Genomic DNA, 24,504 nt, shown 5'->3' on the forward strand with positions numbered 1-24,504 from the left:
AAATGGACACGATTGAAATCGGCCTGTGGGTCACGGGCGGCCTGCTGGTTCTTGTCGTCGCGGGCATGCGCGTTGCGTTTGCCGCAGGCCTCGCAGGGCTGGTAGGGCTGGTCTGGATATTCTGGGCCAAATTCGGATACGACCCGGATCGGTTTGGCAAGGCTTTGACCGTTGCCGTCAAGACGGCGGGGCAGGTGCCGCATTCCAAAGTGGCTTCGCACACGCTCAGCCTGATCCCAACTTTCATCCTGATCGGATACCTGGCCTATTACGCAGGTTTGACCCGGGCGTTGTTCGAAGCGGCCAAGCGCTGGGTCGCCTGGGTGCCGGGCGGTTTGGCGGTGTCCACGGTTTTCGCGACCGCCGGTTTTGCAGCCGTGTCAGGCGCGTCGGTGGCTACGTCGGCCGTCTTTGCCCGCATTGCCATCCCCGAGATGCTGGACGTCGGCTACAACAAAAGGTTTGCCGCAGGCGTCGTGGCCGCAGGCGGTACTTTGGCGTCGCTGATCCCACCTTCCGCGATCCTCGTGATCTACGCGATCATCGTCGAGCAGGACGTGGGCAAACTGCTGCTCGCCGGGTTCATCCCAGGTGCGTTTTCGGCGGTGATCTACGGACTGCTGATCATCGGTATAGCGGTTTTCTTCAAAAACGTGGGTCCGCCGGTGCGGGGCTTTACCTGGAAACAGCGCTTTGCCGCGTTGCCCGGTGCGCTGCCGATCTTCGCGGTAATCCTGATCATCATCTGTTTTGTCTACAACCCATTTGGTGACAAGGCGTGGGGAACGCCGACCGAGGGCGGCGCAATCGGTGCATTCATCGTGTTCTGCTTTGCGCTGTTCCACGGCATGCGCTGGACCGAGCTGAAGTCGGCGCTGTTGGAAACCGCCAAGCTGACGGCGATGATCTTCTCGATCATCTGGGGTGTCTTGATCTACGTGCGCTTTCTGGGTTTCGCCGACCTGCCCGGAGCGTTCTCGGATTGGATTACTTCCCTCCATATGTCACCCATGCTGATCCTGATCTGTATCCTGTTGGCCTATGCCGTGCTTGGCATGTTCATGGATGCAATCGGGATGCTGCTGCTGACTCTGCCGGTGGTCTATCCTGCCGTCATGGCCCTGAACGGGGGCGAGGCGGTAAGCGCGGCCGACAGCACATTTGGCATGTCGGGCCCCATGTGCGCGATCTGGTTTGGCATTCTGGTGGTCAAGATGGCCGAGTTCTGTCTGATCACGCCGCCAATCGGCCTGAACTGCTTCGTGGTCGCTGGCGTGCGCCCGGACCTGAGCGTTCAGGACGTGTTCAAGGGCGTGGCCCCGTTCTTTGTCGCTGATGCGGTGACGATTGCGCTGCTGGTCGCGTTTCCGGCGATCGTTCTGTATCTGCCATCGCTTGCCGGCTGAGGTTTTGGGCAATCCAGGCACGGGCTGTGATGCATGGCTCTGCCGCGCGCATAGAAAATTCGGGCGGCACGAAGTCTCGGTGCCGCAGTGGACCCAATACCTCGGTGTCGCAAAGACTGAACGGGGGCAGCGCCCCCATCCGGCCTAACGTCTAAATCGGGCGAAACGGCTCACTTTGCCCGCATGAGCATGCCAAACAGGTCGCGCGGATCGTCCGGGTCGGCCAGCATGTCCAGGGGTTCGAAGAACTCGGTTCCCTCGATCGCGCGCTTGACGTAGCGCAGGGCCGAGAAGTCCTCGATCGCGAAACCGACGCTGTCGAACAGAGTGATCTGCCGGTCGTCACGGCGACCTTCGGCCTGACCGGTGATGACCTGCCACATCTCGGTGACCGGGTGGTCAGGGTCCAGGGCCTGAATTTCACCTTCGATCCGGGTCTGCTCGGGGTATTCCACGAAGATGTCGGACCGCAGAAGTATGTCGCGATGCAATTCGGTCTTGCCGGGGCAGTCGCCTCCGATCGCGTTGATATGCACGCCCGGACCGACCATGTTGTCAGTCAGGATGGTGGCATATTTCTTGTCGGCGGTGCAGGTGGTGATGATCTGCGCGCCCTCGATCGCCTCTTCAGCCGAGCGGCACGAAACCACGTTCAACCCGGTCCCCTGCAAGTTGGCCGCGCATTTCGCGGTGGCGGCGGGATCGATGTCAAAAAGGCGAACGGTATCAATCCCGCACATGGCCTTGAAGGCCAGGCACTGGAATTCGGACTGCGCGCCATTGCCGATCATCGCCATCGTGGACGCATTCTTGGGGGCCAGGTACTTGCCGACAAGCGCCGAAGTGGCCGCGGTGCGCAGCGCCGTCAACATCGTCATCTCGGTCAACAGGGTCGGATACCCGGTGTACACGTCCGCAAGCAGGCCGAACGCGGTGACGGTCTGCAAGCCCTCGGACGTGTTCTTGGGGTGGCCGTTCACATATTTGAACCCATAGGCCTCGCCATCCGAGGTCGGCATCAGTTCGATCACGCCATGCGGGGAATGGGCCGGGATGCGCGGGGTCTTGTCAAAGCTCTCCCACCGTTTGAAATCGTCCTCGATCTGGGTGGCGATCTCGATAATCATTCTTTCGACACCGATGTGGTGGATCAGCCGCATCATGTTGTCGACGGATACGAAGGGAACAAGCGCCTTGTCGGAAGGTTGCATGGGGTCTCTCCTAGCGGCGTGACAGGTGGATGCCTGCGATCATGCAGCGCACCGACCCGCCGGCGGTTTCGATGGTGGGTACGGACAGCGGCAGGGGCGTCGCGCTGTCGTGGATGATGTCGATCTGATCCGGGCGCAGCGCGGCCAAAGCCCGGCTGGACAGCGCCAGAACCAGCCCGTCACGGCCCGTCAGTTCGATGGCGTTTCCGGCAAATTCGGCGATCTGGTCATGGGTCAGGTCGATCACCGTGCGGCCGGACTCCTCGAGCCGCGCCTTCACGGTCGCGCGCCGCTCGGGGTCGGTGATCATGTCCAGACAGATCAGGGCGTAATGCGTGCCGATCCCCATCAGCACATTGGTGTGATAGACATCGCGGCCTTGCGCGTCGCGGGCCTCGAAGGCGATGGGCTCGTAGTTGAAATGGGTGCAGAACCGTTCCAACAGCACCGGGTCGGCACGGTTGGATTTGACGGTATAGGCAATGCGCCCGACGTGATCGAGCACCATCGCACCGGTACCCTCCAGCGCGAGGTTGTCCTGCTCGAGGCCGGAATAGTCGATCACGTCCTGTACGCGATAATCGCGTTTCAGCATCTCGATCACATCCATCCGACGTTCGCGCCGGCGCGAGGGAACGAACATCGGATAGATCGCCACGTGCCCGCCCGGATGGGTCGAGAACCAGTTGTTCGGAAACACGCTGTCGGGCGTGTCGCTGTCACCGAAATCGTCGAACACATGCACGGTCACGCCGGCGTTGCGCAGTTGCTCGACCGCGCGGTCATGCTCGTCGCGGGCGGCGGCCGAGGTTGCCTCGGCCGAGCGGTTGGCCAGCGTCTGGAACGCATTGTCGTCGCGGGTCTCGGGGTTCGAGGCAAAGGCGTGTGGCCGGATCATGACCACCGCCGAAGGGGCCTGAAGGGAATGCATCAGAAGCTCCGGGTAATGCGGTCGAAGATGCGGCGGCCCAGCAGCGAGGCGGCCAGGTCGACCATCAGTTTCGCGGTTCGGCCGCGTTCATCAAGAAAGGGGTTCAGCTCGACCAGGTCCAGCGAGCAGACCAGCCCGCTTTCGTGCAGCAGTTCCATGGCCAGATGCGCCTCGCGTTCGGTGGCGCCGCCGGGAACCGTGGTGCCGACGGCCGGCGCGATGGCGGGGTCAAGGAAATCCACGTCCAGCGAGACATGCAGGATGCCGTTCGCGGCGCGGACGCGGTCCAGAAAGGCCATCAGCGGGGCCTTGATGCCGTGTTCGTCGATGCTGCGCATGTCGGCCAGCATGGCGCGGTCTTTCTCCAGCGCGGCGCGCTCGGCCGGATCGACCGAGCGCAGGCCGATCATACCGACGCGGTCCGTGGGTATCGGAGCATCCAAAGCGGGGAAAGCGTCGAACCCGGGCTGACCGGTGAAATAGGCGACCGGTGTGCCATGCAGGTTGCCGCTGCCGGTGCTGTTGGGCGTGTGGAAATCGCTGTGCGCGTCCAGCCAAAGAACGAACAGCGGGCGCCCGATCTGCTGCGCATGGGCGGCCATGCCCGAGACCGTGCCCATCGACAGGGCGTGGTCCCCGCCCATGAAGATCGGCAGACCTTGTTGGGCCGCCTGTTGCGCGACCCGTTTCAAAGCCCGCGTCCACCCTACGCATTCGGGTAGGGCAAAGAGGTGATCATGTTGCGGCATGTCGACAGTGTCCGGGCGGGTGTCGCCAAAGTCTGTGACCGTGTGCCCGAGGTCGGACAGAGCCTCGGCGATTCCGGCCACGCGGTACGCGTCGGGTCCCATCCGGCAACCCTGGCGCCGCTTGCCGACGTCCATGCCGGCACCAACGAGAATGACTGATTTGGTATCCATACGTTCATTTAGCGGTGCAAAGCGGGTTGCGTGAAGGAGGCAAAATGCTCAAAATGAAATCTGAAAATCCAAATTGGAAACACGAAATGGACGATCTGGACAGCCGCTTGCTCAGCGCCCTTCACCGAGACGCTCGCGCGTCCCTGTCAGAGCTTGCAGAGGTGCTGGGTGTAACGCGGACGACCGTGCGCAGCCGGCTGCAGCGGCTCAAGCAATCGGGTGAGATTGTGGGCTTTACCGTCCTGACCCGTCGGGACGTCGCGCAAAGCCCGGTGCGCGGGCTGATGATGCTGGAAATCGAAGGGCGCGGGACCGAGCGCATCATGGCCCGGATCGCAGCCATGCGGCAAGTGCGGGCGGTGCATTCCACCAATGGCGGATGGGACCTGATCGCCGAGATCGGGACCGAGACGCTGGCCGAACTGGACGAGGTTCTGTTCCAGATCCGCCGCATCGAAGGCGTGACCCGCTCCGAGACCAATCTGCTTCTGTCCACTCGAAAAGGCCGCTTTTGAACCGCCCGCCATTCACCGGCGCGGCATAGCTTTGAATACCAAACGATTTGTGCAAGAGTTTTCCCGCAGGCTTGATCAAGCCCATGGGCAGGGAAATCAATATGAGCACAGCAGACCCAGGCGAAAACTCGCGGGCGGAGATCCTGATTGCCCGGGTGACCGGTCTGTTGGAGCAGCCGATCGTCAGGTTGGCGATACCTGTGGTGATAACGCTGATCGCGTTGACGGTGCTGCACGACCTGTCGAGCCATGTGAAATGGTCGGACGTGCAAGCTGACATTGCCGGAACGTCCTGGCGGGTGATGTTCCTTGCCGTGTTCTGGACGGCTTTCAGTTTTCTGTCTCTGTCCTTCTATGACGTCTTCGCCGTGCAGAGCGTGGCGGGGGGAACGGTCCCCCTTCGCATTGCGGCCATGGCCGGGGCCAGCGGCTATGCGGTGTCGAATTGCCTAGGATTTTCGTACATCACGGGTACGGCGATCCGCTATCGGATCTATGCGTCGCTGGGGTTGGATCTGGGACGGGTCGCGGGCGTGATCGCCACATCATGGGTGGCCTTCTGGATGGGCCTCATCCTGATCCTCGGCGGAATGATGACGCTTCATCCGGACGGGATCGCCCAAGCGTTGCCGATCAGCGGAACGCTTGAAACGGTCATCGGGGTCGCCCTGCTGGCCGGTCTGCTGGTGCTGTTTGTATGGCTGGCCAAAGGCGGGCGTCGGCTGTCCTTTGGCGGGGTGGGATTTGACCTGCCCGGAGGCAAGTTGGCCAGCTTTTTGACACTGGCCGCAATCGGGGATCTGTTCGGCGCGTCGATGGCTCTTTATGTTCTGATGCCCGACGATCTGGGCGTCGGTTATCCCTATTTCTTCACCATCTATATCTGCGCAATCGCAGTTGGGATTCTCAGCCATGCGCCGGGCGGAATCGGTGTGTTCGAGGCCACGTTGATCGCAGGGCTGGGGGCCTCGGGCCGGTCGGACGTGATTGCCGCCTTGCTGCTCTACCGGGTTGTCTACACGTTTTTGCCATTTGCCATCGCAAGCCTGTCGATCGCTATCGCCTCCGCGCTGGCACACCGGCATCACATCAGCGGCGCGGCCACCTGGTTTTACCGGGCCGTCCGGCCAATCGTGCCGATGGTGGCTGCCGGTATTGCAGCAGTGGCCGGTGTGGTTCTTCTGGTGTCCGGCACCTTGCCTGCCAGCTCGACGAAACTGGGGATCCTGCGCGAGTTTCTGCCCTTGTCCTTCGTCGAGGCATCGCATCTGGCCGGAAGCGCCATTGGCGTTCTGCTGCTGCTTGTGGCGCGGGGGCTGTACCGCAAGCTGTACCGGGCATGGATCGTTGCCATGATCCTGATGCTGGCCGGGTTCTTCGCATCACTGGCCAAGGGGCTGGATACGCATGAGGCCGTCGGAATGCTTGCAGCCATCGGTTTGTTGGCCCTGTTTCGCGGGGCGTTCTACCGGGTCAGCGGGGCATCCATCTTCCGACTGAACATTCCCTGGCTGGTCAGCCTGCTCACGTTGCTGGCGGTGATCTTCTGGATCGGGTTGTTCGCCTATTCCCATGTCGAATACGAAAACGCGTTGTGGTGGGAGTTTGCATGGAATGGCGATGCCTCGCGGTTCCTGCGCTCCAGCATGGTGGTGGCGGTGATCGTCGGGGTGGTGGCCGTGAACTCGCTGTTCGGACGCACGATCCCCGCACGTCAACGAACCGAGATCCCCGCGGCGGTCGAACGTCTGGCGTTGGCCAGCGAAGACACCGAAGCGCAAATCAGCCTGACCGGCGACAAGCAGTTTCTGATCGCGCCAGATGAAAGCGCCTTTCTGGCCTATGCCGATTCCGGCAACGCGTTGATCAGCAAGGGCGAGCCTGTCGGCGATGAGGCCGCCGGCCAGCAACTGATTTGGCAGTTGCGCGAAATGGCCGACGCCGAAGGCAAGCTCTGCGCTTTCTACAGTGTGTCCACCAAGTATCTGCCTACGTTTCTGGACCTCGGGCTGTCGATCCTCAAGATCGGTGAAGTCGCCCGTGTTCCGCTGAAGGACTTCACGCTGGACGGCAAATCCCGCAAGCGGTTCCGTCAGGCCCGGAACCGGGCCGAGCGTGAAGGGTATGTCTTCGAGATCATTCCCAAAGAACAGCTTGCACCGGTCCTGCCCGAACTGCGCCAGATCTCGGATCACTGGCTGGAAGGCAAGGCGGGCGCGGAAAAGGGTTTTGCCCTAGGCGGGTTCGACGAGCAGTATTTGTCCTATTTCGATCATGCGGTTCTGAAGAACGGCGAGACAGGCAATATCGTGGCTTTTGCCAACCTGTTTCAGGGTGGCAACAAGTCGGAATTGTCGCTGGATCTGATGCGGTACGAGCCCGACTGCCCCAGCTTTGTCATGGACGCTCTGTTCGCCGAGATGATGAACTGGGGCGCCGGCCAAGGGTTTCATTGGTTCTCATTGGGGGCCGCGCCGTTTTCCGGGATCGAGAACCGGCAACTCGCCTCGCTGTGGAACCGGATCGGCGGCTTCGTCTACGAGCACGGCGAGCAGTTCTACCACTTCGAGGGGCTGCGCGCCTTCAAACAGAAATTCGACCCAGAGTGGAGCCCCAACTATCTGGCCAGCCCAGGCGGTCTGGCCGCGCCGCGCATCCTGTACGAGGTGAACATCCTGATCTCTGGCGGCCTGACGGGCCTGACGAAATAGCGCCTAGTTCAGACTTGCCCGTGTCGGATCCTGCTGCAGCAGGTCACCCCAATCGGTGCGATAGGACATCTCGGCCAGTACGGTTTCCGGCAGGAACTCCTGGTTCTGACGGATCTGCCAGCCCCCGCCCAGCCCCTTGTAGACCGCGACCAGGTTCGACGACACCTGCTGGCGCGCCTCGATCAGGTTGGCTTGCGAGCGCAGAAGCGCGGTCTGCGTGTTCAGGACGCGGGAATAGTCAGCGATGCCGTCGCGATACTGGCTGACGGCGATGTCGGCGGCCTTGCGCGCTGCGTCGACGCTGCGTTGGTAGAACGTCACCTGCTTGCGCGCCTGGGCATAGGCGACCATGGCGCTTTCGACTTCGGAATAGGCGGTCAGCACGGTGTTCTGATAGTTGGCGATCAGCGCCTGATAGGCGGCGTCCTGTGCGCGCACGTTGTTCTTGATCCGCCCATAGTTCAGAACGTTCCAGACCACGCCGGCGCTGGCCAGACCCGTGGTACTGTTCGAGCTGAACAGGTCGCGCCCGCCCGACGCCTGCAGGCCGATCGAGCCCGACAGGATGAACTGCGGATACAGGTCCGCCATGGCAATGCCCACCTGCGCCGATTGCGTGGCTGCGGCCAGTTCTGCGGCGCGAACGTCGGGGCGGCGGCGCAGCAGTTCGGCCGGAACGCCGACTGCGACGTTCGATCTTGCTGACGGAATCCGCCCGGACGTTCCCAGCAGACCGGTCATGCGCGACGGTGTCGTGCCCAGCAGAACCGCCAGCGCGTTCTTGGCCTGCTGCAGATCGCTTTCCAGCGTCGGCACCAGCGCCTTGGTGTTGTTCAGCAGGGCGGTGGATTCCTGCACATCCAATTCCGTCGTCACACCATTGTTGAACCGCAACTGGGTCAGATCATTGGCTTCCTGCTGCAGCTTGATGTTCTCGCGTGCGACGGCCAGCGACTCCTGCAGCGCGCGGATGTTGATGTACAGCGCGGCCACATCGCCCGTCAGCGTCACCAGCGCGTCGTCATAGTTGGCGACCTGTAGCGCCAGGTTCGATCGCGCCGCCTGCACGCCGCGCCGCTGCGCGCCCCAGACGTCCAGTTCCCACTGGGCGTCAAATCCCACCTGCGACGTCGAAAACTCGGTATCCAGCGGAATGATCCGGTTGATATCGGCAATGGGACCGAGATTGTCGCTGATTCGGCGCCGCTCCAACGCGCCGCCCACGGCCTGCGATTGCGGATAGAGCTCGCCGAAGGCGATGCCCAGTTGCGCGCGGGCCTGCAACACGCGCGCGCCTGCGACTTGAAGGGTCAGGTTCTGGGCATAGGCCTCGGCCACCAGCTTGTTCAGGGTCGGATCATTGAAGCTCTGCCACCATTTGACCACAGGGGCGCTGCGCGATGTCAGCCCGCTGGCCTGGCTGGCGCTGGGGCTGTTGGCCTCCATCCACTGTTTCACGACCGGCGAGTTGGGCCGCACGAAATCCGGCCCGACCGGGGTGCAGGCAAACAGCAATGCGGCGCTCAGCGCGGTGCCGATCAACATGCGGCGGCGGTTTCGTGGCCTGCGCGGACGGTCCGGGTTCATGTGTGTCATGCTCAGATATCCAACGGTCGGATGAAGTTGGCGAAGGAATAGAGGCGGATGTTGATGCGGCGCAAAAACTCGAAGCTTTTGCCTTGTCCCGTGTAGATGGCCACTGCCGCGTGCCCGCCAGCGGGGAAGGTATGCCCTTCGGGTACGTCGACCGAAATCTGCACCGCGATGCGCCCGGGAATTTTGGGCAGCTCGAACCCGGGCAGGCGGCCAGAGGGCAGGTATTGCCCTTGCCGTGTGGCCCACCAGATGGCCTCGACCTTGCCGGTCAGAATTTCACCCGGATAAAGATCCAGCGCGACTTCGACGGGCTGACCGGGTTCGACGAATTTCAGGTTCTGCTGACGGTATGTGGCCAGGATATAGGGAGAATCCTCGGTCACGAAGCTGGCGATGGCCCCAAGTCGGATATCACCCACCACAAGGCCGGGACGGGCCTGTTGCGAGACGATCATACCGTTTTCAGGAGCGTAGATCGTTGTATTGTCGAGGAAATACTGCGCTTCGGCCAGCTGCGCCTTGGCCTGAAGGATACCGGTGTTCACTCCGTCGATCTGTGACTCCTGCGCAAGTTGCGCTTTTCTAAGATTGGCCTCAGCCTGTTTGACCGCAGCCTGATCTTCGGTCACTTGTTCGTTCCAGCGGTCCAGTTCGTCCTGACGCGCGCCCCCGGCAGGCACCAGGTTTTCATAGCGCGCCTTCTGCGTCATCGCGTAGGCCAGCTGGGCATTGGCACGCTCCACCGCCTCGGTCGAGGCGATCACGTCCTGTTCAAGGATCTTGGCGTTTTGCTCGGCAGCCACCAGTTGCGCTTGCGCGTTCTCGACGGCCAGCTTGAACACCGTGTCATCGAACCGGTACAGCGGATCGCCCTTGGTGATGGGCGTGTTGGGTTCGACCAAGACCTCGGTCAGGATGGTCGGTTGGGTCAGTTTCGGGACGATCTGGATGGTGGACCGCACCACGTGGCTGTCGATCGAGAAGGGTTGGAAGAACCGCAGCGCGACCAGAAAGATCAGCAGCAGATGGGCGCCAACCCAGAACGACACGATCCCCCAGACAATGTTGAACTTGAGCCATTGTGCTTTGAAGAAAATGAACCAGACAAAAATGATGTAGAAAAGCGTGATGCCGAGGGCGACGAACATAGTGGTGGATTTCCTTCGGCGTCAGGTTTTCTGTGGGTCGTCGGCAGCAGGGGCCCGGTATTCGTCCTTGACCTGTCCGCCAAGGCGCTCGATTTCCTTGCGGATCGCTTCGCGCTCGCCCTCGGGCAGGCGGCGGATGTCCACGGTCATGCCATCATGATAGGCCCAGATGAAGGCGTGCACCCAGGGGATGATCGCCAGAAACCCCATCCATCCCATCAGTTTGACGGCTTCGGCATGGGGGTGGTTCCGTTTGATTGCGATGCGGCCGGGCAGGCCCATGATGAACAGAAACAAGGCCATGACCGCCGCCAGCAGCAGGATCAGCGCGACGAATGTCAGGTAGTCATAATAGCCCAGCGGCTGCCCCAGTAGTCCCATCGTCGCGCCTCCTGTCTGGACGGTTGCCCCATCCTCAGTTGTTGGTGTCCAGTTCGTCAATCAATTTGTAGCTGGTCGGCGGGTCGGCGCAGATGCCCGGACCGCATTCCAACAGCGTCGAACCAGCGTTCAGCACCGCAAGACCCAGCATGATGAAGAACGCGACCTTTGCCAATGTGCTGCCGCCAAAGCGTGGTTCCGCGCGCGTGTCCGAGACATACTGTTTCTCGAACATCAGCATGATCGCTGTGCCCAACAGGATCAGGAAAAAGCAGATGGCCGCCCAGGTATAGTAGTGCAGGCCCAACACCGGAGAGCCATAGTGCCCGGTTCCCGGCACGATGTGCAGAAGGATCTGCCGCACCGACACGCTGCCGCCGTAGAGGGCTGCAATCAGCATGATCGCATAGTGTTGGGGCCGCGGGCCATAAAGCAGGTTCAGGCCCAGACCGACACCAACCGCAACGAAGCCAACTCGCTGCAACAGGCAGAGCGGGCAGGGTAGTTCGTACAACCGGAGCTGGTAGACATAGGCCAGCAGCAGAACAAGGCTGACGGCCAGCATTCCAAGGGCATTCAGAGTACGGGACAGTTCAGGTGTCATGATCGTCCCTTTCTACAACTGTATTGTCAGCTGGCTGGTGGCGTGAAACTTGAGCCAATAGACGCTCAACGCCAGCGTGAGAAAGAAAACCACGTTCCCGGCCTTTGTCCGTCCAAAGTAATTCAGCGCCATAACGGCTGTAAGTAACGCAAATAAAAGCGCGATCATGGCTCGGTCCTCCCCTCCCGTGCAACGATTGCAGTAGTGGTGATACTGTCAGGCCCGCTGCCATCTGGCAAGTTTCGGTATCGGCCGTTCGCCTTATGTGCGAGCGAACCCTAGCCGCACACCACCAATTGGGTCTGCCATTCTTGGCAGCGCGCCGCCAGTTCGGATGTGACGGGAGCGTCTGTGTAGAAGGTGTCGATTTCGGACAATGACGTGATGCGGGCCGGAGCCGAGCGCTGGAATTTCGAGTGGTCTGCAACAAGGCTGGTATGCCGCGCCTGCGCGATGATCGTCTGGCTGACATTCACTTCCTGAAAATCGAAATCCAGCAGATCGCCTTCGTCATCCAACGCAGAACACCCTATGACCGCGTAGTCAAACTTGAACTGGCGAATGGTCGAGACGGTCAGATTTCCGATCAGGCCCCCATCGGAGCGGCGCAGCACACCACCAGCGACCACGATCTCGCATTCGGGGTTTTCGACCAGAATGTTGGCCACGTTCATGTTGTTGGTCACGACCATCAGGTTCTTGTGGGTCAGAAGTTGCCGCGCCACGGCCTCAGTCGAGGTGCCGATGTTCATGAACACTGATGCTCCGTCCGTTATGTCGGCGGCACACCGTTTGGCAATGCGGGTCTTGGCTTCGTCGTTCAATCCGCGGCGGTCTTCGTAACCGATATTCGAAACGCCCGACCTCAGAACCGCGCCGCCGTGAACGCGGTCCAGCATTCCGGCATCGGACAGTTCCGACAGGTCCCGACGAATGGTCTGGACAGTGACATTGAACCGCTCGGCCAGATCCTCGACCGCGACGCGCCCGTTTTGCTTGGCAAGGCTCAGGATGTCGGATTGGCGAAAGGACAGGGACATATTCGGCTCCGCGGGTGTGATTCTGTTCGTTTTTGTTCTTTTTTAGCATCGGGCGCAAGCCTGATGTTTTCTTGCTTTGGCATCCAAGAAATTAGAGGTGAACGACGATCAAGTTGTGCGAGATGCGACAAAGCGAAGAAAAACGAAAAACAAAATTGACTAAACGAGTGCCTGTCGCGTTAATGCGCGCGACCCTTTTGCAATTGGAATCATCAGACATGGAACAGTCGGACACCCAAATCACCGATCTTTTCATCATCGGTGGCGGCATCAATGGCTGCGGCATCGCGCGCGACGCCGCAGGGCGCGGGTTGAGCGTCACGCTCACCGAGATGAACGATCTGGCCTCGGCCACCTCGTCAGCTTCGACCAAGCTGTTTCACGGAGGGCTGCGCTATCTGGAGTATTTCGAGTTCCGCCTGGTCCGCGAGGCCCTGATCGAACGTGAAACGCTTTTGCGTGCCATGCCGCATATCAGTTGGCCGATGCGGTTCGTTCTGCCTTATCACCCGGACATGCGGTTTGACTCTGAAACGCCCACTTCGCGCCTGTTGGGGACGGTCATGCCGTGGATGAAGGGGCGCAGGCCTGCCTGGCTGATCCGTTTGGGGCTGTTCATGTATGACAACCTGGGCGGCCGCAAGATCCTGCCGGGAACAAGTTCATTGAACCTGCGCACGGCGCCCGAGGGTGCGCCACTGCAGGACAAGTTCGAAACCGCGTATGAGTATTCCGATTGCTGGGTCGAGGATTCAAGGCTGGTGATCTTGAACGCACGCGATGCAGAGGCACGCGGCGCGCAGATATTGGTGGGCACCAAGGTTCTGTCGGCCGAACGCAGCGAAGATGTCTGGCGGATCACCGTGCAGGATTGCGAAAGCGGTGAAACCCGTGAACTGCGCGCGCGGATGCTGATCAATGCGGGCGGGCCGTGGGTTGGAGACATCATCCGGACCAAGATCCGTTCGAACTCACGCGAGGGCGTGCGGCTGGTGCGTGGCAGCCATATCGTGACGCCGCGTCTCTACGACCATGACAAATGCTACTTCTTCCAAGGTGAGGACGGGCGCATCATCTTCGCCATTCCCTATGAGCAGGACTTCACTCTGATCGGGACCACCGATCAGGACCACCCCGATCCGTCCGAGCCGCCCGTCTGCACCGAGGCCGAGCAGGACTATCTGTGCGCCTTTGCGTCCAAATACTTCAAGAAGCCGGTCTCGCGTGATGACATTGTCTGGACCTACTCCGGCGTGCGCCCGCTGTATGATGATGGCGCGCAAAGCGCCACGGCCGCCACGCGGGACTACACATTGAAAGTGGACGCCGAGGGCGGCGTGCCGGTCCTCAACGTGTTTGGTGGCAAGATCACAACCTATCGCCGCCTTGCCGAAAGCGCGATGGAGAAGGTGGCCGAGCACTTCCCAGACCTGTCTGGCCCTTGGACTGCGGGAGTTGCTCTGCCGGGCGGGGATTTCCCGGTCGACGGGGTAGAGGCATTGGTTGCCGGGTTGAAGGACGATTACGGATTCCTCACCGACAAATGGGCGCACCGTCTGGTACATGCGTACGGCACCGAAGCACGCATCATCCTCGGGGACGCGGTCCAGGCCGATGATCTGGGGGTCGATTTTGGCGCGACCCTGACCGAGCGTGAGCTCGAATGGCTGATGGACAAGGAGTATGCCCGTACAGCGCAGGATGTGATCTGGCGTCGAAACAAACTGGGACTGCGCCTGAAGCCCGAGCAGGTCGATCAGATCGAGACCTGGATGCAGAAGCGTCGTCAGGAACAACTGAAAACCGCTTAATAACCCACCAAAGAAAAACGCCCCGCAGTTTTCGCGGGGCGTGTCTTTTTTCTGTCGGTCAGGCCGCCTTTTCCGAAGGGTCGGGATCCTTGTTCGTGCCCTTGATCCACTCTCGCATGCTCTGCATCACCGCATATAGGACCGGCACCAGGATCACCCCGAACAGGGTCGCGGCGAGCATCCCGCCAAACACAGCCACACCAATGGCCTTCTGGCTGGCGGCGCCAGCGCCGCTGGCTGCCAGCAGGGGCACAACGCCCAACAGGAAAGACAGCGCGGTCATCATGACGGCCCGGAAACGCTGATGAGCAGCCTCGGCGGCGGCGTCTTTTACAGACAGGCCTTTGGCCCGCTGCTCCATCGCGAACTCGACGATCAGGATGCCATTCTTTGACGCAAGCCCCACCAGCATGATCATCCCGATCTGCGTGTACAGGTTGATGTCACTGCCCACGATCGCCACCGCCGCAACCGCGCCGAACAGGGCCACGATCACCGACAGCAGGATTGAGACCGGCATCGTCCAGCTTTCGTATTGTCCGACCAGGAACAAATACCCGAACATGATCGCCAGCCCCAGGATCACCACGACCAGCCCGCCAGATGCCAGCTGTTGCTGGGCGGTACCGGTCCATTCAAAGGCATACCCCGGGGGTAGGGCGGTCGCCGACTCTTCAGTCATCACGGTGATCGCATCACCCGTTGACAGACCTACTGCCGGAACTGCCGTCACCGTCGCCGAACGGAACAGGTTGTGGCGCTTCAACAGAACCGGGCCAAGCACGTTTTCGACGTCGATCAGCGTTCCCAGCGGGACCATCTCACCAGTGTTCGAGCGGACATACAGGTTCGAGATGTCCTCGACGTTGTCGCGATACGACCCTTCGGCCTGTATCATCACGCGATAGACGCGGCCGAACAAGTTGAAGTCGTTCACATAGTACGAGCCAAGCTGAGCCTGCATCGTCTGGAAGATTTCGGCGACCGATACGTTCAGCGTCTTTGCCTTTTCCCGATCCAGATCCACGAACAGCTGCGGGACGTTGGCCCGGAAGGTCGTGTAGGCTTGGCCGATTTCAGGCCGCTGGTTGGCCGCGTAGACAAAGGATCCCACGGCCGAGGCCAGATCCTGCGGCGAGCCGCCACCGGTTTGCTGAACCTCCATTTCGACGCCCGCCGACATGCCAAGACCTTGGATCGGCGGCGGGTTGAACGCGACGATCGAGGCGGCGGATTCGCCGTTTGCGATGGCCAGTACTTTCTGCAGGATGGCGTCCGCCGTCAGATCCTCGTCTTGCCGTTCGTCCCAGTTGTCGAGGTTGACGAACACAGCCGCGCCGTTGGTGATGGTTCCGTTCAGCAGTGAGAAACCGTTGATCAGAACGGTATTCGCCACGCCCGGAATCTCGCGGATCTGGTCATCGACACGTTTGGATACCGCCTCGGTTCTCTCCAGTGTCGCCGCGTCGGGCAATTGGATGTCGACGAAAAGATAGCCGTTGTCCTCAAGCGGCAGAAACCCGCTGGAGGTATTCGACATGATCGTTACGCCGCCAAAGGCAAACCCCGCGATGATCCCAAGCGAGACCACGGGGATGATCAGCAGCTTGCGCACGATGGACACATAGCCTGCGCGCATCGTCCCGATGAAATTCTCGAACACCGCCAGCAGACCTTTGGGCGGACCCGAGCGCGCCTGAAGGACCAAACCGCACAGCGCCGGCGACAAGGTCAGCGCATTGATGGACGAGATGACGACGGCGGTCGAGATCGTTACCGCGAACTGTGAGTACAGCCGCCCCGAGATACCGGGCATGAAGGTCACGGGCACGAACACGGCCAGAAGAACCAGAGTTGTCGCGATGACGGGGCCAGTAATCTGACCCATGGCTTTGCGGGTCGCTTCGGCCGGCGGCAGGCCTTCCTCGGCGATGATCCGCTCCACGTTTTCGACGACCACAATAGCGTCGTCTACCACGATCCCGATGGCCAGCACGAGTGCGAAAAGCGAGATTGTGTTGAGCGACATCCCGAACAGCAGCAGGAACGCAAATGTCCCGATCAATGAGACCGGAATCGCCACCGCCGGAATGATGGTCGCCCGCCAACTGCCCAAGAAGATGAACACGACCGAAATTACCAGGATGAAGGTCAGAACCAGCGTCGATACCACGTCGTTGAGGGATTGTTCGACGAAATCGGTGGTGTTGAACGGAACGTCGTATTCGACATCCGTCGGAAAGGCGCGCGACAGGCGCTCCAGTTCTGTCTGAACCCGATCGGACACCGCCAGCGCATTGGCGCCCGGCGCTTGATAGATGCCGATGACGGTGGCAGGTACGGCTTGATATAAACCGGAGGCGGCATAGTACTGAGCCCCCAGTTCGACGCGCGCAATGTCACGGACCCGTACGATAGAGCCGGCGTCGCCGGTGCGGATCACGATATCGCCGAATTCCTTGGCAGACGTGAGGCGTCCCTTGGTCTTGATCGTGTATTGGAACGTCTGGCCTTCGGGCACCGGCGGGGCACCGATCGAGCCAGCGGAAACCTCGATGTTCTGTTCGCGAATGGCCGAGATCACGTCACCCGGCGTGATGGACAGGGCGGCCATCTTGTCGGGGTCCATCCAGATCCGCATCGCGTATTCCAGGTTGGTCAGAACGTCGGCCTTGCCCACGCCCTGCACCCGCGCCAGCGCATCCTTGAGGTTGATCGACGCGTAGTTCGACAGGAACACGCTGTCATAGGTGCCGTTGGGCGAGGTCAGCGTGACCAGCAACAGCATGTTGGTCGACGCTTTCTGCGTCACCACCCCCGACGAGGTAACTTCGGTCGGCAGCGAGGACATGGCCTGTGCCACACGGTTCTGCACGTTGACCGACGCGATGTCGGGGTCGGTGCCCACCTCGAAGGTGATGTTCAGCGAATACGAGCCGTTGTCCGAGGATGTGGACGTCATGTAGATCATGTCATCCACGCCGTTGACTTGCGCTTCGATCGGCGCGGCAACCGTGTTTTCAACGGTTTCGGCGTTGGCGCCGGTGTAGGTCGTCGTGACGCTGACCACCGGCGGCGTAATGTCTGGGAACTGGGCAACCGGCAGGACCATGTAGCCGATCGCACCCATGATTGTCAGCACAAGCGAGATCACAAGTGCCAGCTTGGGCCGGCTGATGAACAGGGCGGAGAACATCAGTTATTCTCCCGGCTGTTCAGAGGCGACAACGGCGTCAACGGCAACACCCGGGCGCACCCTTTGCAGCCCTTCCACGATGACGCTTTCGCCCTCGCGCAGACCTTCCTTGACGATCACGGCAGAACCGACCGTGTCGCCGGTCGTGATGTAGCGCTGTTCGACCATCTGCTTGTCGTTGACGACCAGCACAAACTCTCCGCGTTGATCTCGCTGCAGGGCAGCTTGAGGGATCAGCACTTCAAGCGTGGGTTCAAGCGCTTCGATGTGAACGTTCAGAAAGGCGCCATCCACGATCAGACGTTTGTCGTTTGCAAACTCGGCGCGCAGGGTGATCGCGCCGGTCAACGGGTCGATCCGGTTGTCCACGAACACGATCTTGCCGGTTTCCTCCAGCTCAGTACCATTGGGCAGCGTAAGCCGGACAACCGGGCTCTTGTTGCTTTCAGCAAGGGTGGAGGCGGTCTCACCAACGGTCTGAAGAACGGAGGTGAACTGCTTTTCATTCAACGAGAAATTAACGTAGATCGGCGCTTCGCTGATCAGGTTGACCAGCGGTTCCGTGTTGGGGCCGACCACGTCGCCGACGCTGGTGCTGATCCGACCGATCCGGCCGGAAAACGGCGCGTGGATCTGCGTGTAGTCCAGATCAAGCTGCGCCTGTTGAATGGCTGCGTTGGCCGCTTTGACTTCGGCTTCGGCGACCAACTCGTTCGCGCGGGCAATGTCGCGCTCGGATTCCGGCGTTGCGTCGCGCCTGTACAGTTCTTCCTTGCGGGCCAGGTCGACCTTGGCCAGTTCCAGATTGGCTTCGGCCCGATCAAGATCCGCTTTTCGGGCGTCCAGCGTGGCCTGGTACAGGTCGGGCTCAATGGTAAACAGCAGATCACCCTCGTTGACCAACGAGCCTTCTTCGACATTCCGGCTTTCCAGGAAGCCGCTGACTCGTGCGATGATGTCCACGTTGTCCGTGGCTTCGGCCCGCCCGATAAAAACAGCCTCCTCGGTGATTTCCTGTGTGTATGCGGCCGCAATCGAAACCTTGGGCGGCGGTGCATCCGACTGATCCTGGGCAAATGCGACCGATGTAAACGCAAGGCATGCCAGCAGTGTCGCGCAAAGGCCGAGACGCGAGAGCGTTCGATTGCTGGTCGTGTGGGTAAGCGTCTTTTCAACGGTCATTGCGAGTGCCTCATTCAAACCGGGATTTGGGTCGAGCCGGACCGTTCCTGAAGCCCGAGTCGACTAAACTCCAAGTCAGGATGGAGGCATTGTTGAAAATTCTCAAGTATTTGAGTTTTAAACGCTCGAACCCTGTCCGGGGATGTCTCGGCCGTCGAACCAATTTCGTCCGACGATTTCATCGGATCGGTCGGGTCAGTTGGCTGAAAAAAGGGGGCCGCCGGCCCCCTTGATGTACTCAGCTTCGCACCCCGGCAAAGCGTGTTTGCCAATCTTCGCGCTGTTCGTCGGTGATCTTGGCGAACAGCACATCCGGTACAGCAAACTCATGCCCGGCGGGCAGGGCGCTCAGCGCAGCCTCAACGTCCTCGGGCCAGTTGGTGTCGAGCGTGTTCATCGCGCTCAGCATTCTGGCCGAAGTTTCAGGGATGAACGGCGCGCTGAGTACCGCGTAGAGCCGGATCAGGTTCAGGCCCAGCCGCACCTGCGCGGCGGCCTTTTCGGGGTCTTCCTTGAAGGTGGACCAGGGCGCGGCAGCTTGCAGGTATTCGTTGCCCGCAACCCAGATCGCACGCAGTTCCTGCGCCGATTTGCGGACCTCCATCGCCTCCATATGCGCCTCGTAGGCGCGAATGCGCTTGGTCAGTTCCTCGATCAGCGCCTGTTCGCGTTCACCGTATGCGCCACCGGACGGAACCTCTTCGCCGAATTTCGAGCGGCAGAACTTGGTGATCCGGCTGACGAAATTGCCCAACACGTCCGCCAGGTCCTTGTTGACCGATTGCTGGAAGTTCTCCCAGGTGAATTCGCTGTCGCTGCTTTCAGGCGCGTGGCTCAGCAGCCACCAGCGCCAGTAGTCGGCGGGCAGGATGTCCAGCGCCTGGTCCATGAAGACGCCGCGGCCTTGGCTGGTCGAGAACTGTCCGCCGTCATAGTTCAGATAGTTGAACGACTTCAGGTGATCGACCAGCTTCCATGGCTCGCCCGAGCCCAGGATCGTAGCCGGGAAGGAGAGGGTGTGGAAGGGCACGTTGTCCTTGCCCATGAACTGCACATAGCGCACGTCGTCGGCGCCTTTGTCGGTGCGCCACCAGCGTTCCCATTCCGCATCCGGCTTGCCGTGCGCGTCAGCCCATTCCTTGGCGCAGGCGATGTATTCGATCGGCGCGTCGAACCAGACGTAGAAGACCTTGCCTTCCATGCCGGGCCAGTCTTCGTCGCCCTTCTTGACCGGGATGCCCCAGTCCAGATCGCGGGTGATGCCGCGGTCCTGCAGTCCGTCGCCGTCATGCAGCCATTTCTTGGCGATCGAAGTGGTCAGCACCGGCCAGTCGGTCTTGCTGTCGATCCAGGCGTCCAACTGATCCTTCATCGCCGACTGGCGCAGGTACAAGTGCTTGGTCTCGCGCACCTCAAGGTCGGTCGAGCCGGAAATCGCGCTGCGCGGGTCGATCAGATCGGTCGGGTCCAGCTGCTTGGTGCAGTTCTCGCACTGGTCGCCGCGGGCCTTTTCGTAACCGCAGTTGGGGCAGGTGCCCTCGATGTAGCGGTCGGGCAGGAACCGGCCGTCAGCGTTGGAATAGACCTGCTTTTCGGTCACTTCGCGGATCAGCCCGGCCTTGGCCAGCTTGCCGGCGAAATGCTGTGTCAGCTTGTGGTTCTGCGGGCTGGACGACCGGCCGAAGTGATCGAAGCTGAGGCCAAAGCGCTTGGCGATGTCGGCCTGTACCTCGTGCATCTCGGCGCAGTATTCGGCCACCGGTTTGCCGGCCTTGGCCGCTGCCAGTTCGGCCGGGGTGCCGTGTTCGTCGGTGGCGCACAGGAACATGACCTCGTTGCCGCGGCCGCGCTGGTAGCGCGCGAACAGATCCGCCGGCAGCTGCGAGCCGATCAGGTTGCCAAGGTGCTTGATCCCGTTGATGTAGGGAATTGCCGAGGTAATGAGAATCCGAGCCATGTTTGGTTTCCGCCTAACTGTCTGCGCGCGCTCTATCAAACCGGATCGGGAAATCCCAGCCCCAGAATGCTATCGCCCTTCGCGCGAGCGTTTCAGCAGGCGGCCGATGGTGAAGGAGGTGCGCGGTGCGTAGACATAGTTCGTGCGTTCCTCGGGTGTCGGGCGCGAGCGCATCCGGGCCAGTCCAAAGACGATCAGGACCGCGTGACCCAATGCCACGAAGGCAAACAGCGCGCCGGGGCCGAATTGCTCGATCAGCGTCGAGGAAACATAGGGCGAGGCGATAGCCCCCAGCGCATACCAGAACATCAGCGCCGCCGACAGTTCCACCCGCTGCTCGGTGGTGGCGAAGTCGTTGGCATGCGCGGATGAGATCGAGAATATCGGAAAGGTCGTTATGCCGAACAATCCGGCGGCCAGCATGACGCCCACGGTGCCCGTGCCGCTGGCGGCCATGGTGATGCTGCAACTGATAACGGCGGCAATCGACATCCAGATCAGCACCCAGCGCCGGTCGTATTTGTCGGCCAGCCACCCGACCGGATACTGCGCCAGCGCGCCGCCCAGTACAAAGGCGGCCAGAAAGAATGCGATCTGATCGACGCCCAGCCCAACCTCTTGTCCGTAGACGGGACCAACCATCCGAAACGAAGCAGAGCTGATGGCCGAGACGATCACTCCAGCCACCGCCAAGGGCGAGCAATGCCAGGCCAGCTTGGGCCGCAAACGCGGTGCGTCCGGGGTTTCGGGCTGGCTGGCGCGCGTCAGGGTCAGCGGCAGCAACGAGGCACAGCACAGGATGGCCAGCAGGTTGTAAGAGACATATGAGGCAGGTGGCAGAACGGCGATGATCAACTGCGCGCTGAGAGAGGCTCCCATATCGGCCAACCGATATGTGCCCATGGCGCGGCCGCGGGTTTCGTTGGTGACTTTGGCGTTCAGCCAGGCCTCGATAACCGTATAACAACCCGCCACGCAGGTGCCCGAGGCAATGCGCAGCGCGGCCCATGCATAGGGGTTCTCGGTCAGCGTGTGGCCAATCAGACCCATCGCGCCCAGAGCCGTGCAGACCGCAAAGGCGCGCGAGTGCCCGATGGATCCCATCAACCTTGGCGCCCACCAGCATCCCGCGAAAAAGCCCAAGAAGTGAGCCGAGCCTAAAAGGCCGATCTGTTCGGTCGAAAACCCCAGCGTCAGGCCGGATATCGCGTCCAGCGGACCCACGCCGCCCGTGGAAAGCTGCAATAGAATGACCGAAAGAAAAAGGGCGGCGAATGAGATGATGGTACGCATGGGTCCAGTAGATGTCCGAATGGCGCATGACGATGCGCGCGGCTATTCGACTTTGTGGTGTCGTTTTCCGCCAGTTTCAGGGTTTTCTGCGAATTTCGGTTCGTATGTTCAATCCCACAGTTTCGTCGACCAGGTCCGCATAGCCGGTGGCGCCGAAATCGTTCCGGTTCAACGCGCCGGTCAAATGGATGAACAGCCGGTCCAGATCGTCCTTTGCGGAACCCGGCGGGCGATAAAGCGCGGCATCGAGAGTGATCGGACGAGTCACGTCGCGCACCGTCAAATCGCCGGTGACGGTCGCTCCGTCGGAAATGCGTCCGCCGGGGCCAAGGCTGACGGCCGTCGAGACGAAGTGGATAGATGGAAACCGCGCGGCATCCAACACGGATCGGCTTAGCATCGGGCCGCGTGCAAACGGCAGTTTCGTGCGTGCCTCGGCGACGTTCAGGACGACGTCGACCATGCTGTTGCGCAGGTTTTTCGTGTCCACCAGAACATCAGCGGTCTGGATCGGCATGGTGCCGGTCTGGGCCGAGCCAGCCAGACCGAATGTGAATTCGATCAATGTCCCTTGTGTTTCAAGTATATACGGAACCGGGGCGGCCACGGCGTGCCGCACCAAGGGCAGCGATGCCAGCCCCGCCAGTACCAGAGTTCGGCGGGTCAGGCGGCTCATGCCGGAACCCGCCCCTGGCGCGGCCGCGAGCGTATCAGCAGTGTCGCAATAATGGCGATGTTCAGCCCGTTCCACAGGATCCCGTTCACGAAGGCCAGTTCATACTGCCCGGTCACGTCATAGATCCAGCCGGACATCCAGCCACCCAGCGCCATGCCCATGATCGTCATCATCATCACGAAACCGACCCGTGCCCCGGCTTCTTGCGGGGGCATGTATTCGCGGACGACCAGCGCATAGCTGGGCACGATGCCGCCCTGCGCCAGTCCGAACAACAGGCTGATGACATAGAGCGACACCATCCCGTCATAAGGCAGGAACAGGAACAGGGCGATGCATTGCAGGATCGACCCGATCAGCAACGTGTGAACGCCGCCCAACTTGTCTGCCACCAGTCCCGAGATGATCCGGCTGACGACACCGCCCATCAGCATGAGCGACAGCATCTCGGCCCCGACCGCCGGGCCATAGCCCAACCCTACGCAGTAGGAGACGATGTGGACCTGCGGCATCGACATGGCGACGCAGCAGCCAATTCCGGCGAGGCCCAGCACATATTGCAGGGTCCGCGGCGACAGGCCGACGCTGCGCGCGTTGATCTGCGCGGCGGCTGCGGCGGTGCCATGCGCCTCGGCCGGGACCTGCCGGCGCAGCAGCAGCGACAGCGGGATAACCACGATCAGGGTGATGACCGCCAATGTCAGATAGACCTGCTGCCACCCGTCGCGGGCAAGGATACCGGACAGGAGCGTGGGCCAGATCGCTCCGGACAGGTAGTTTCCGCTGGCCACCAGCGCCACGGCGATCCCGCGTCGGCGCAGGAACCAGTGCGAGATGTCGGCGATCAGCGGGCCGAACCCGACGGCGGTGCCCAAGCCCAGCAGCAGATGCGCCACCGACAGCATCGTGATCGTCGGCGCCCATGTCGCCAGCAGATAGCTGAGCGCGCTGAGGCCTGCGGCACCGATCAGCGCCTTGGTCACGCCCAGCCGGTCCACCACCTGACCCAGCCACATGTTGCCAAGCGCAAATCCGATCATGGCCAGCGTGTAGGGCATCGAGGCCTCGGCCCGGCTGGCGCCGAACTGGGTCTCGATCGCGGGCATCACCACGATCACCGCCCACATGCCCACATTGGCCACCGCCGCAATGGCCAGCGTGACCAGAAGGCGAAGCCAGGAATAGCGGCTGTCGTGGATCGGATGGGTCATTTCGGCACGCTAGGGGGCGGGATGCAGTTTGACCAGTCACAACTTGCGTGATCCGGGGCCGGTCGGTCAGGCGCAGGTTTCCTCGACGCCGATCCGTTGCAGGTGCAGCCCGGTGCGCGGCGCGGTCTGGGTGGCGTGCCAGCTGACCGGGGGCAGGGCGCGGGCGCGGCGGCGGGTCAGGGTCCAGCGGCGAGTCTGGCCCGTGTGCGCCGGGGCCATGTGCCAGCGCGTCTCGATCCCCTGCGCACCGCCGTCGCCCGGGGTCAGCAGCAGGCCCAGCGGGGCCTGACCCATCGTGCCCCCCTGTTCGGCGGCCAGATGCATCCGGCGCACCGGCGTCAGACCCGGTGCCCCCGGCAGATCGCCGACCACCAGCGGCACCGCCCCGCTGCGCAGCGCCTCTTCGATGCACCACAGCAGGTCCTCGGCCCGGGTGGGGCGGACGAACAGGAAACGGGCGGGATCGGCAAAGGGCATCATGCCGTCGGGGTTCAGCTGATCGGCCTCCCACGCGGGCGAGATCCACAGAACCGGCCCCTGCGCCTGACCGGCCAGCCACATGGCAAAGCTGCGCCGCGCGGGGCCGCAGGCCTCGTGCACGCGGGCCAGTTGCAGCGAAATCTCATCATGCAGGGTCAGCCCCGGCGCCGCGCGCGCCGGTTTGCGGCCAAGAAGATGCGTGGACATGGCCGAATGCTAGCATGTTCGCACTTTG

General features: G+C 61.6%; 20 protein-coding genes. 4 read left to right on the top strand and 16 right to left on the bottom strand.

Going from position 1 to position 24,504, the window contains the following annotated elements:
* The first annotated feature begins 2 nt into the window (after positions 1 to 2).
* A complete protein-coding gene (locus tag ACR0NY_RS01215; RefSeq protein WP_170339016.1) occupies positions 3 to 1,406 on the top strand; it encodes a TRAP transporter large permease in 1,404 nt (467 codons plus the stop codon).
* A gap of 170 nt (positions 1,407 to 1,576) precedes the next feature.
* Here ACR0NY_RS01215 and ACR0NY_RS01220 read toward each other — a convergent pair whose 3' ends face one another.
* Genes ACR0NY_RS01220 through rocF form a run of 3 tightly spaced genes read right to left on the bottom strand, consistent with a single transcriptional unit; the run spans position 1,577 to position 4,468 of the window.
* Positions 1,577 to 2,617, bottom strand: a complete 1,041-nt coding sequence (locus ACR0NY_RS01220; RefSeq protein ID WP_170339014.1) for an ornithine cyclodeaminase — start codon at positions 2,615 to 2,617, stop codon at positions 1,577 to 1,579.
* A 10-nt stretch (positions 2,618 to 2,627) separates the two neighbouring features.
* Positions 2,628 to 3,548, bottom strand: coding sequence for a citrulline utilization hydrolase CtlX (gene ctlX, locus ACR0NY_RS01225; RefSeq protein WP_170339013.1), 921 nt, complete (start codon positions 3,546 to 3,548; stop codon positions 2,628 to 2,630).
* Positions 3,548 to 4,468: an arginase gene (gene rocF / locus ACR0NY_RS01230; protein WP_170339011.1), complete on the bottom strand. Its 921-nt coding sequence runs from the start codon at positions 4,466 to 4,468 to the stop codon at positions 3,548 to 3,550. Before rocF ends, ctlX begins: the two co-directional genes overlap by 1 nt.
* Before the next feature lie 86 nt (positions 4,469 to 4,554).
* On the opposite strand from rocF, the gene ACR0NY_RS01235 reads away from it, so the two are divergent.
* Positions 4,555 to 4,983: an Lrp/AsnC family transcriptional regulator gene (locus tag ACR0NY_RS01235; RefSeq protein WP_093961837.1), complete on the top strand. Its 429-nt coding sequence runs from the start codon at positions 4,555 to 4,557 to the stop codon at positions 4,981 to 4,983.
* 101 nt (positions 4,984 to 5,084) lie between these two features.
* Entirely contained in the window at positions 5,085 to 7,694 is a 2,610-nt protein-coding gene (mprF, locus tag ACR0NY_RS01240) for a bifunctional lysylphosphatidylglycerol flippase/synthetase MprF (protein WP_170368332.1), read from the top strand.
* Between the two features lie 3 nt (positions 7,695 to 7,697).
* Here mprF and ACR0NY_RS01245 read toward each other — a convergent pair whose 3' ends face one another.
* The 6 genes from ACR0NY_RS01245 to ACR0NY_RS01270 all read right to left on the bottom strand — a co-directional run bounded on the left by ACR0NY_RS01245 (position 7,698) and on the right by ACR0NY_RS01270 (position 12,463).
* On the bottom strand, positions 7,698 to 9,290 hold the full coding sequence (locus ACR0NY_RS01245) for an efflux transporter outer membrane subunit (RefSeq protein WP_170368333.1): 1,593 nt from the start codon (positions 9,288 to 9,290) through the stop codon (positions 7,698 to 7,700).
* A gap of 2 nt (positions 9,291 to 9,292) precedes the next feature.
* Complete coding sequence (locus ACR0NY_RS01250) at positions 9,293 to 10,438, bottom strand: HlyD family secretion protein (protein ID WP_170339005.1); 1,146 nt, start codon at positions 10,436 to 10,438, stop codon at positions 9,293 to 9,295.
* Between the two features lie 21 nt (positions 10,439 to 10,459).
* A complete protein-coding gene (locus tag ACR0NY_RS01255) occupies positions 10,460 to 10,819 on the bottom strand; it encodes a DUF3302 domain-containing protein (RefSeq protein WP_093961840.1) in 360 nt (119 codons plus the stop codon).
* 34 nt (positions 10,820 to 10,853) lie between these two features.
* The gene (locus ACR0NY_RS01260; protein ID WP_170363640.1) at positions 10,854 to 11,423 is read right to left on the bottom strand and encodes a disulfide bond formation protein B; all 570 of its coding nucleotides are present in this window, start codon (positions 11,421 to 11,423) and stop codon (positions 10,854 to 10,856) included.
* Positions 11,424 to 11,435: 12 nt separating this feature from the next.
* Positions 11,436 to 11,591, bottom strand: coding sequence for a DUF5993 family protein (locus ACR0NY_RS01265; protein WP_170339565.1), 156 nt, complete (start codon positions 11,589 to 11,591; stop codon positions 11,436 to 11,438).
* 110 nt (positions 11,592 to 11,701) lie between these two features.
* Positions 11,702 to 12,463 (bottom strand): DeoR/GlpR family DNA-binding transcription regulator, encoded by a 762-nt coding sequence (locus ACR0NY_RS01270; protein ID WP_170368334.1) that lies wholly within the window; start codon positions 12,461 to 12,463, stop codon positions 11,702 to 11,704.
* Positions 12,464 to 12,681: 218 nt separating this feature from the next.
* Here ACR0NY_RS01270 and glpD point away from each other — a divergent pair, with 218 nt between their 5' ends.
* A complete protein-coding gene (glpD, locus tag ACR0NY_RS01275) occupies positions 12,682 to 14,274 on the top strand; it encodes a glycerol-3-phosphate dehydrogenase (RefSeq protein ID WP_170368335.1) in 1,593 nt (530 codons plus the stop codon).
* A 58-nt stretch (positions 14,275 to 14,332) separates the two neighbouring features.
* On the opposite strand, the gene ACR0NY_RS01280 is transcribed toward glpD, so the two are convergent.
* From ACR0NY_RS01280 to ACR0NY_RS01310, 7 genes are all read right to left on the bottom strand, one after another.
* Entirely contained in the window at positions 14,333 to 17,470 is a 3,138-nt protein-coding gene (locus ACR0NY_RS01280; RefSeq protein ID WP_170368336.1) for an efflux RND transporter permease subunit, read from the bottom strand.
* A 3-nt stretch (positions 17,471 to 17,473) separates the two neighbouring features.
* Positions 17,474 to 18,652 carry an efflux RND transporter periplasmic adaptor subunit gene (locus ACR0NY_RS01285; protein ID WP_170368337.1) on the bottom strand — a complete coding sequence of 393 codons (1,179 nt, stop codon included), beginning with the start codon at positions 18,650 to 18,652 and terminating at the stop codon, positions 17,474 to 17,476.
* 238 nt (positions 18,653 to 18,890) lie between these two features.
* Entirely contained in the window at positions 18,891 to 20,609 is a 1,719-nt protein-coding gene (gene metG, locus ACR0NY_RS01290; protein ID WP_170368338.1) for a methionine--tRNA ligase, read from the bottom strand.
* A gap of 69 nt (positions 20,610 to 20,678) precedes the next feature.
* Positions 20,679 to 21,902, bottom strand: a complete 1,224-nt coding sequence (locus ACR0NY_RS01295) for an MFS transporter (protein ID WP_170368339.1) — start codon at positions 21,900 to 21,902, stop codon at positions 20,679 to 20,681.
* Positions 21,903 to 21,978: 76 nt separating this feature from the next.
* Positions 21,979 to 22,578 carry a YceI family protein gene (locus ACR0NY_RS01300; RefSeq protein WP_170338990.1) on the bottom strand — a complete coding sequence of 200 codons (600 nt, stop codon included), beginning with the start codon at positions 22,576 to 22,578 and terminating at the stop codon, positions 21,979 to 21,981.
* Positions 22,575 to 23,789 carry an MFS transporter gene (locus ACR0NY_RS01305; RefSeq protein ID WP_170338988.1) on the bottom strand — a complete coding sequence of 405 codons (1,215 nt, stop codon included), beginning with the start codon at positions 23,787 to 23,789 and terminating at the stop codon, positions 22,575 to 22,577. The genes ACR0NY_RS01300 and ACR0NY_RS01305 overlap by 4 nt, the downstream gene beginning before the upstream one ends.
* A gap of 66 nt (positions 23,790 to 23,855) precedes the next feature.
* Positions 23,856 to 24,476 carry an ImuA family protein gene (locus tag ACR0NY_RS01310; RefSeq protein ID WP_170338986.1) on the bottom strand — a complete coding sequence of 207 codons (621 nt, stop codon included), beginning with the start codon at positions 24,474 to 24,476 and terminating at the stop codon, positions 23,856 to 23,858.
* Positions 24,477 to 24,504: the final 28 nt, after the last annotated feature.

The organism is Ruegeria sp. BJ5 (genome assembly GCF_056537865.1).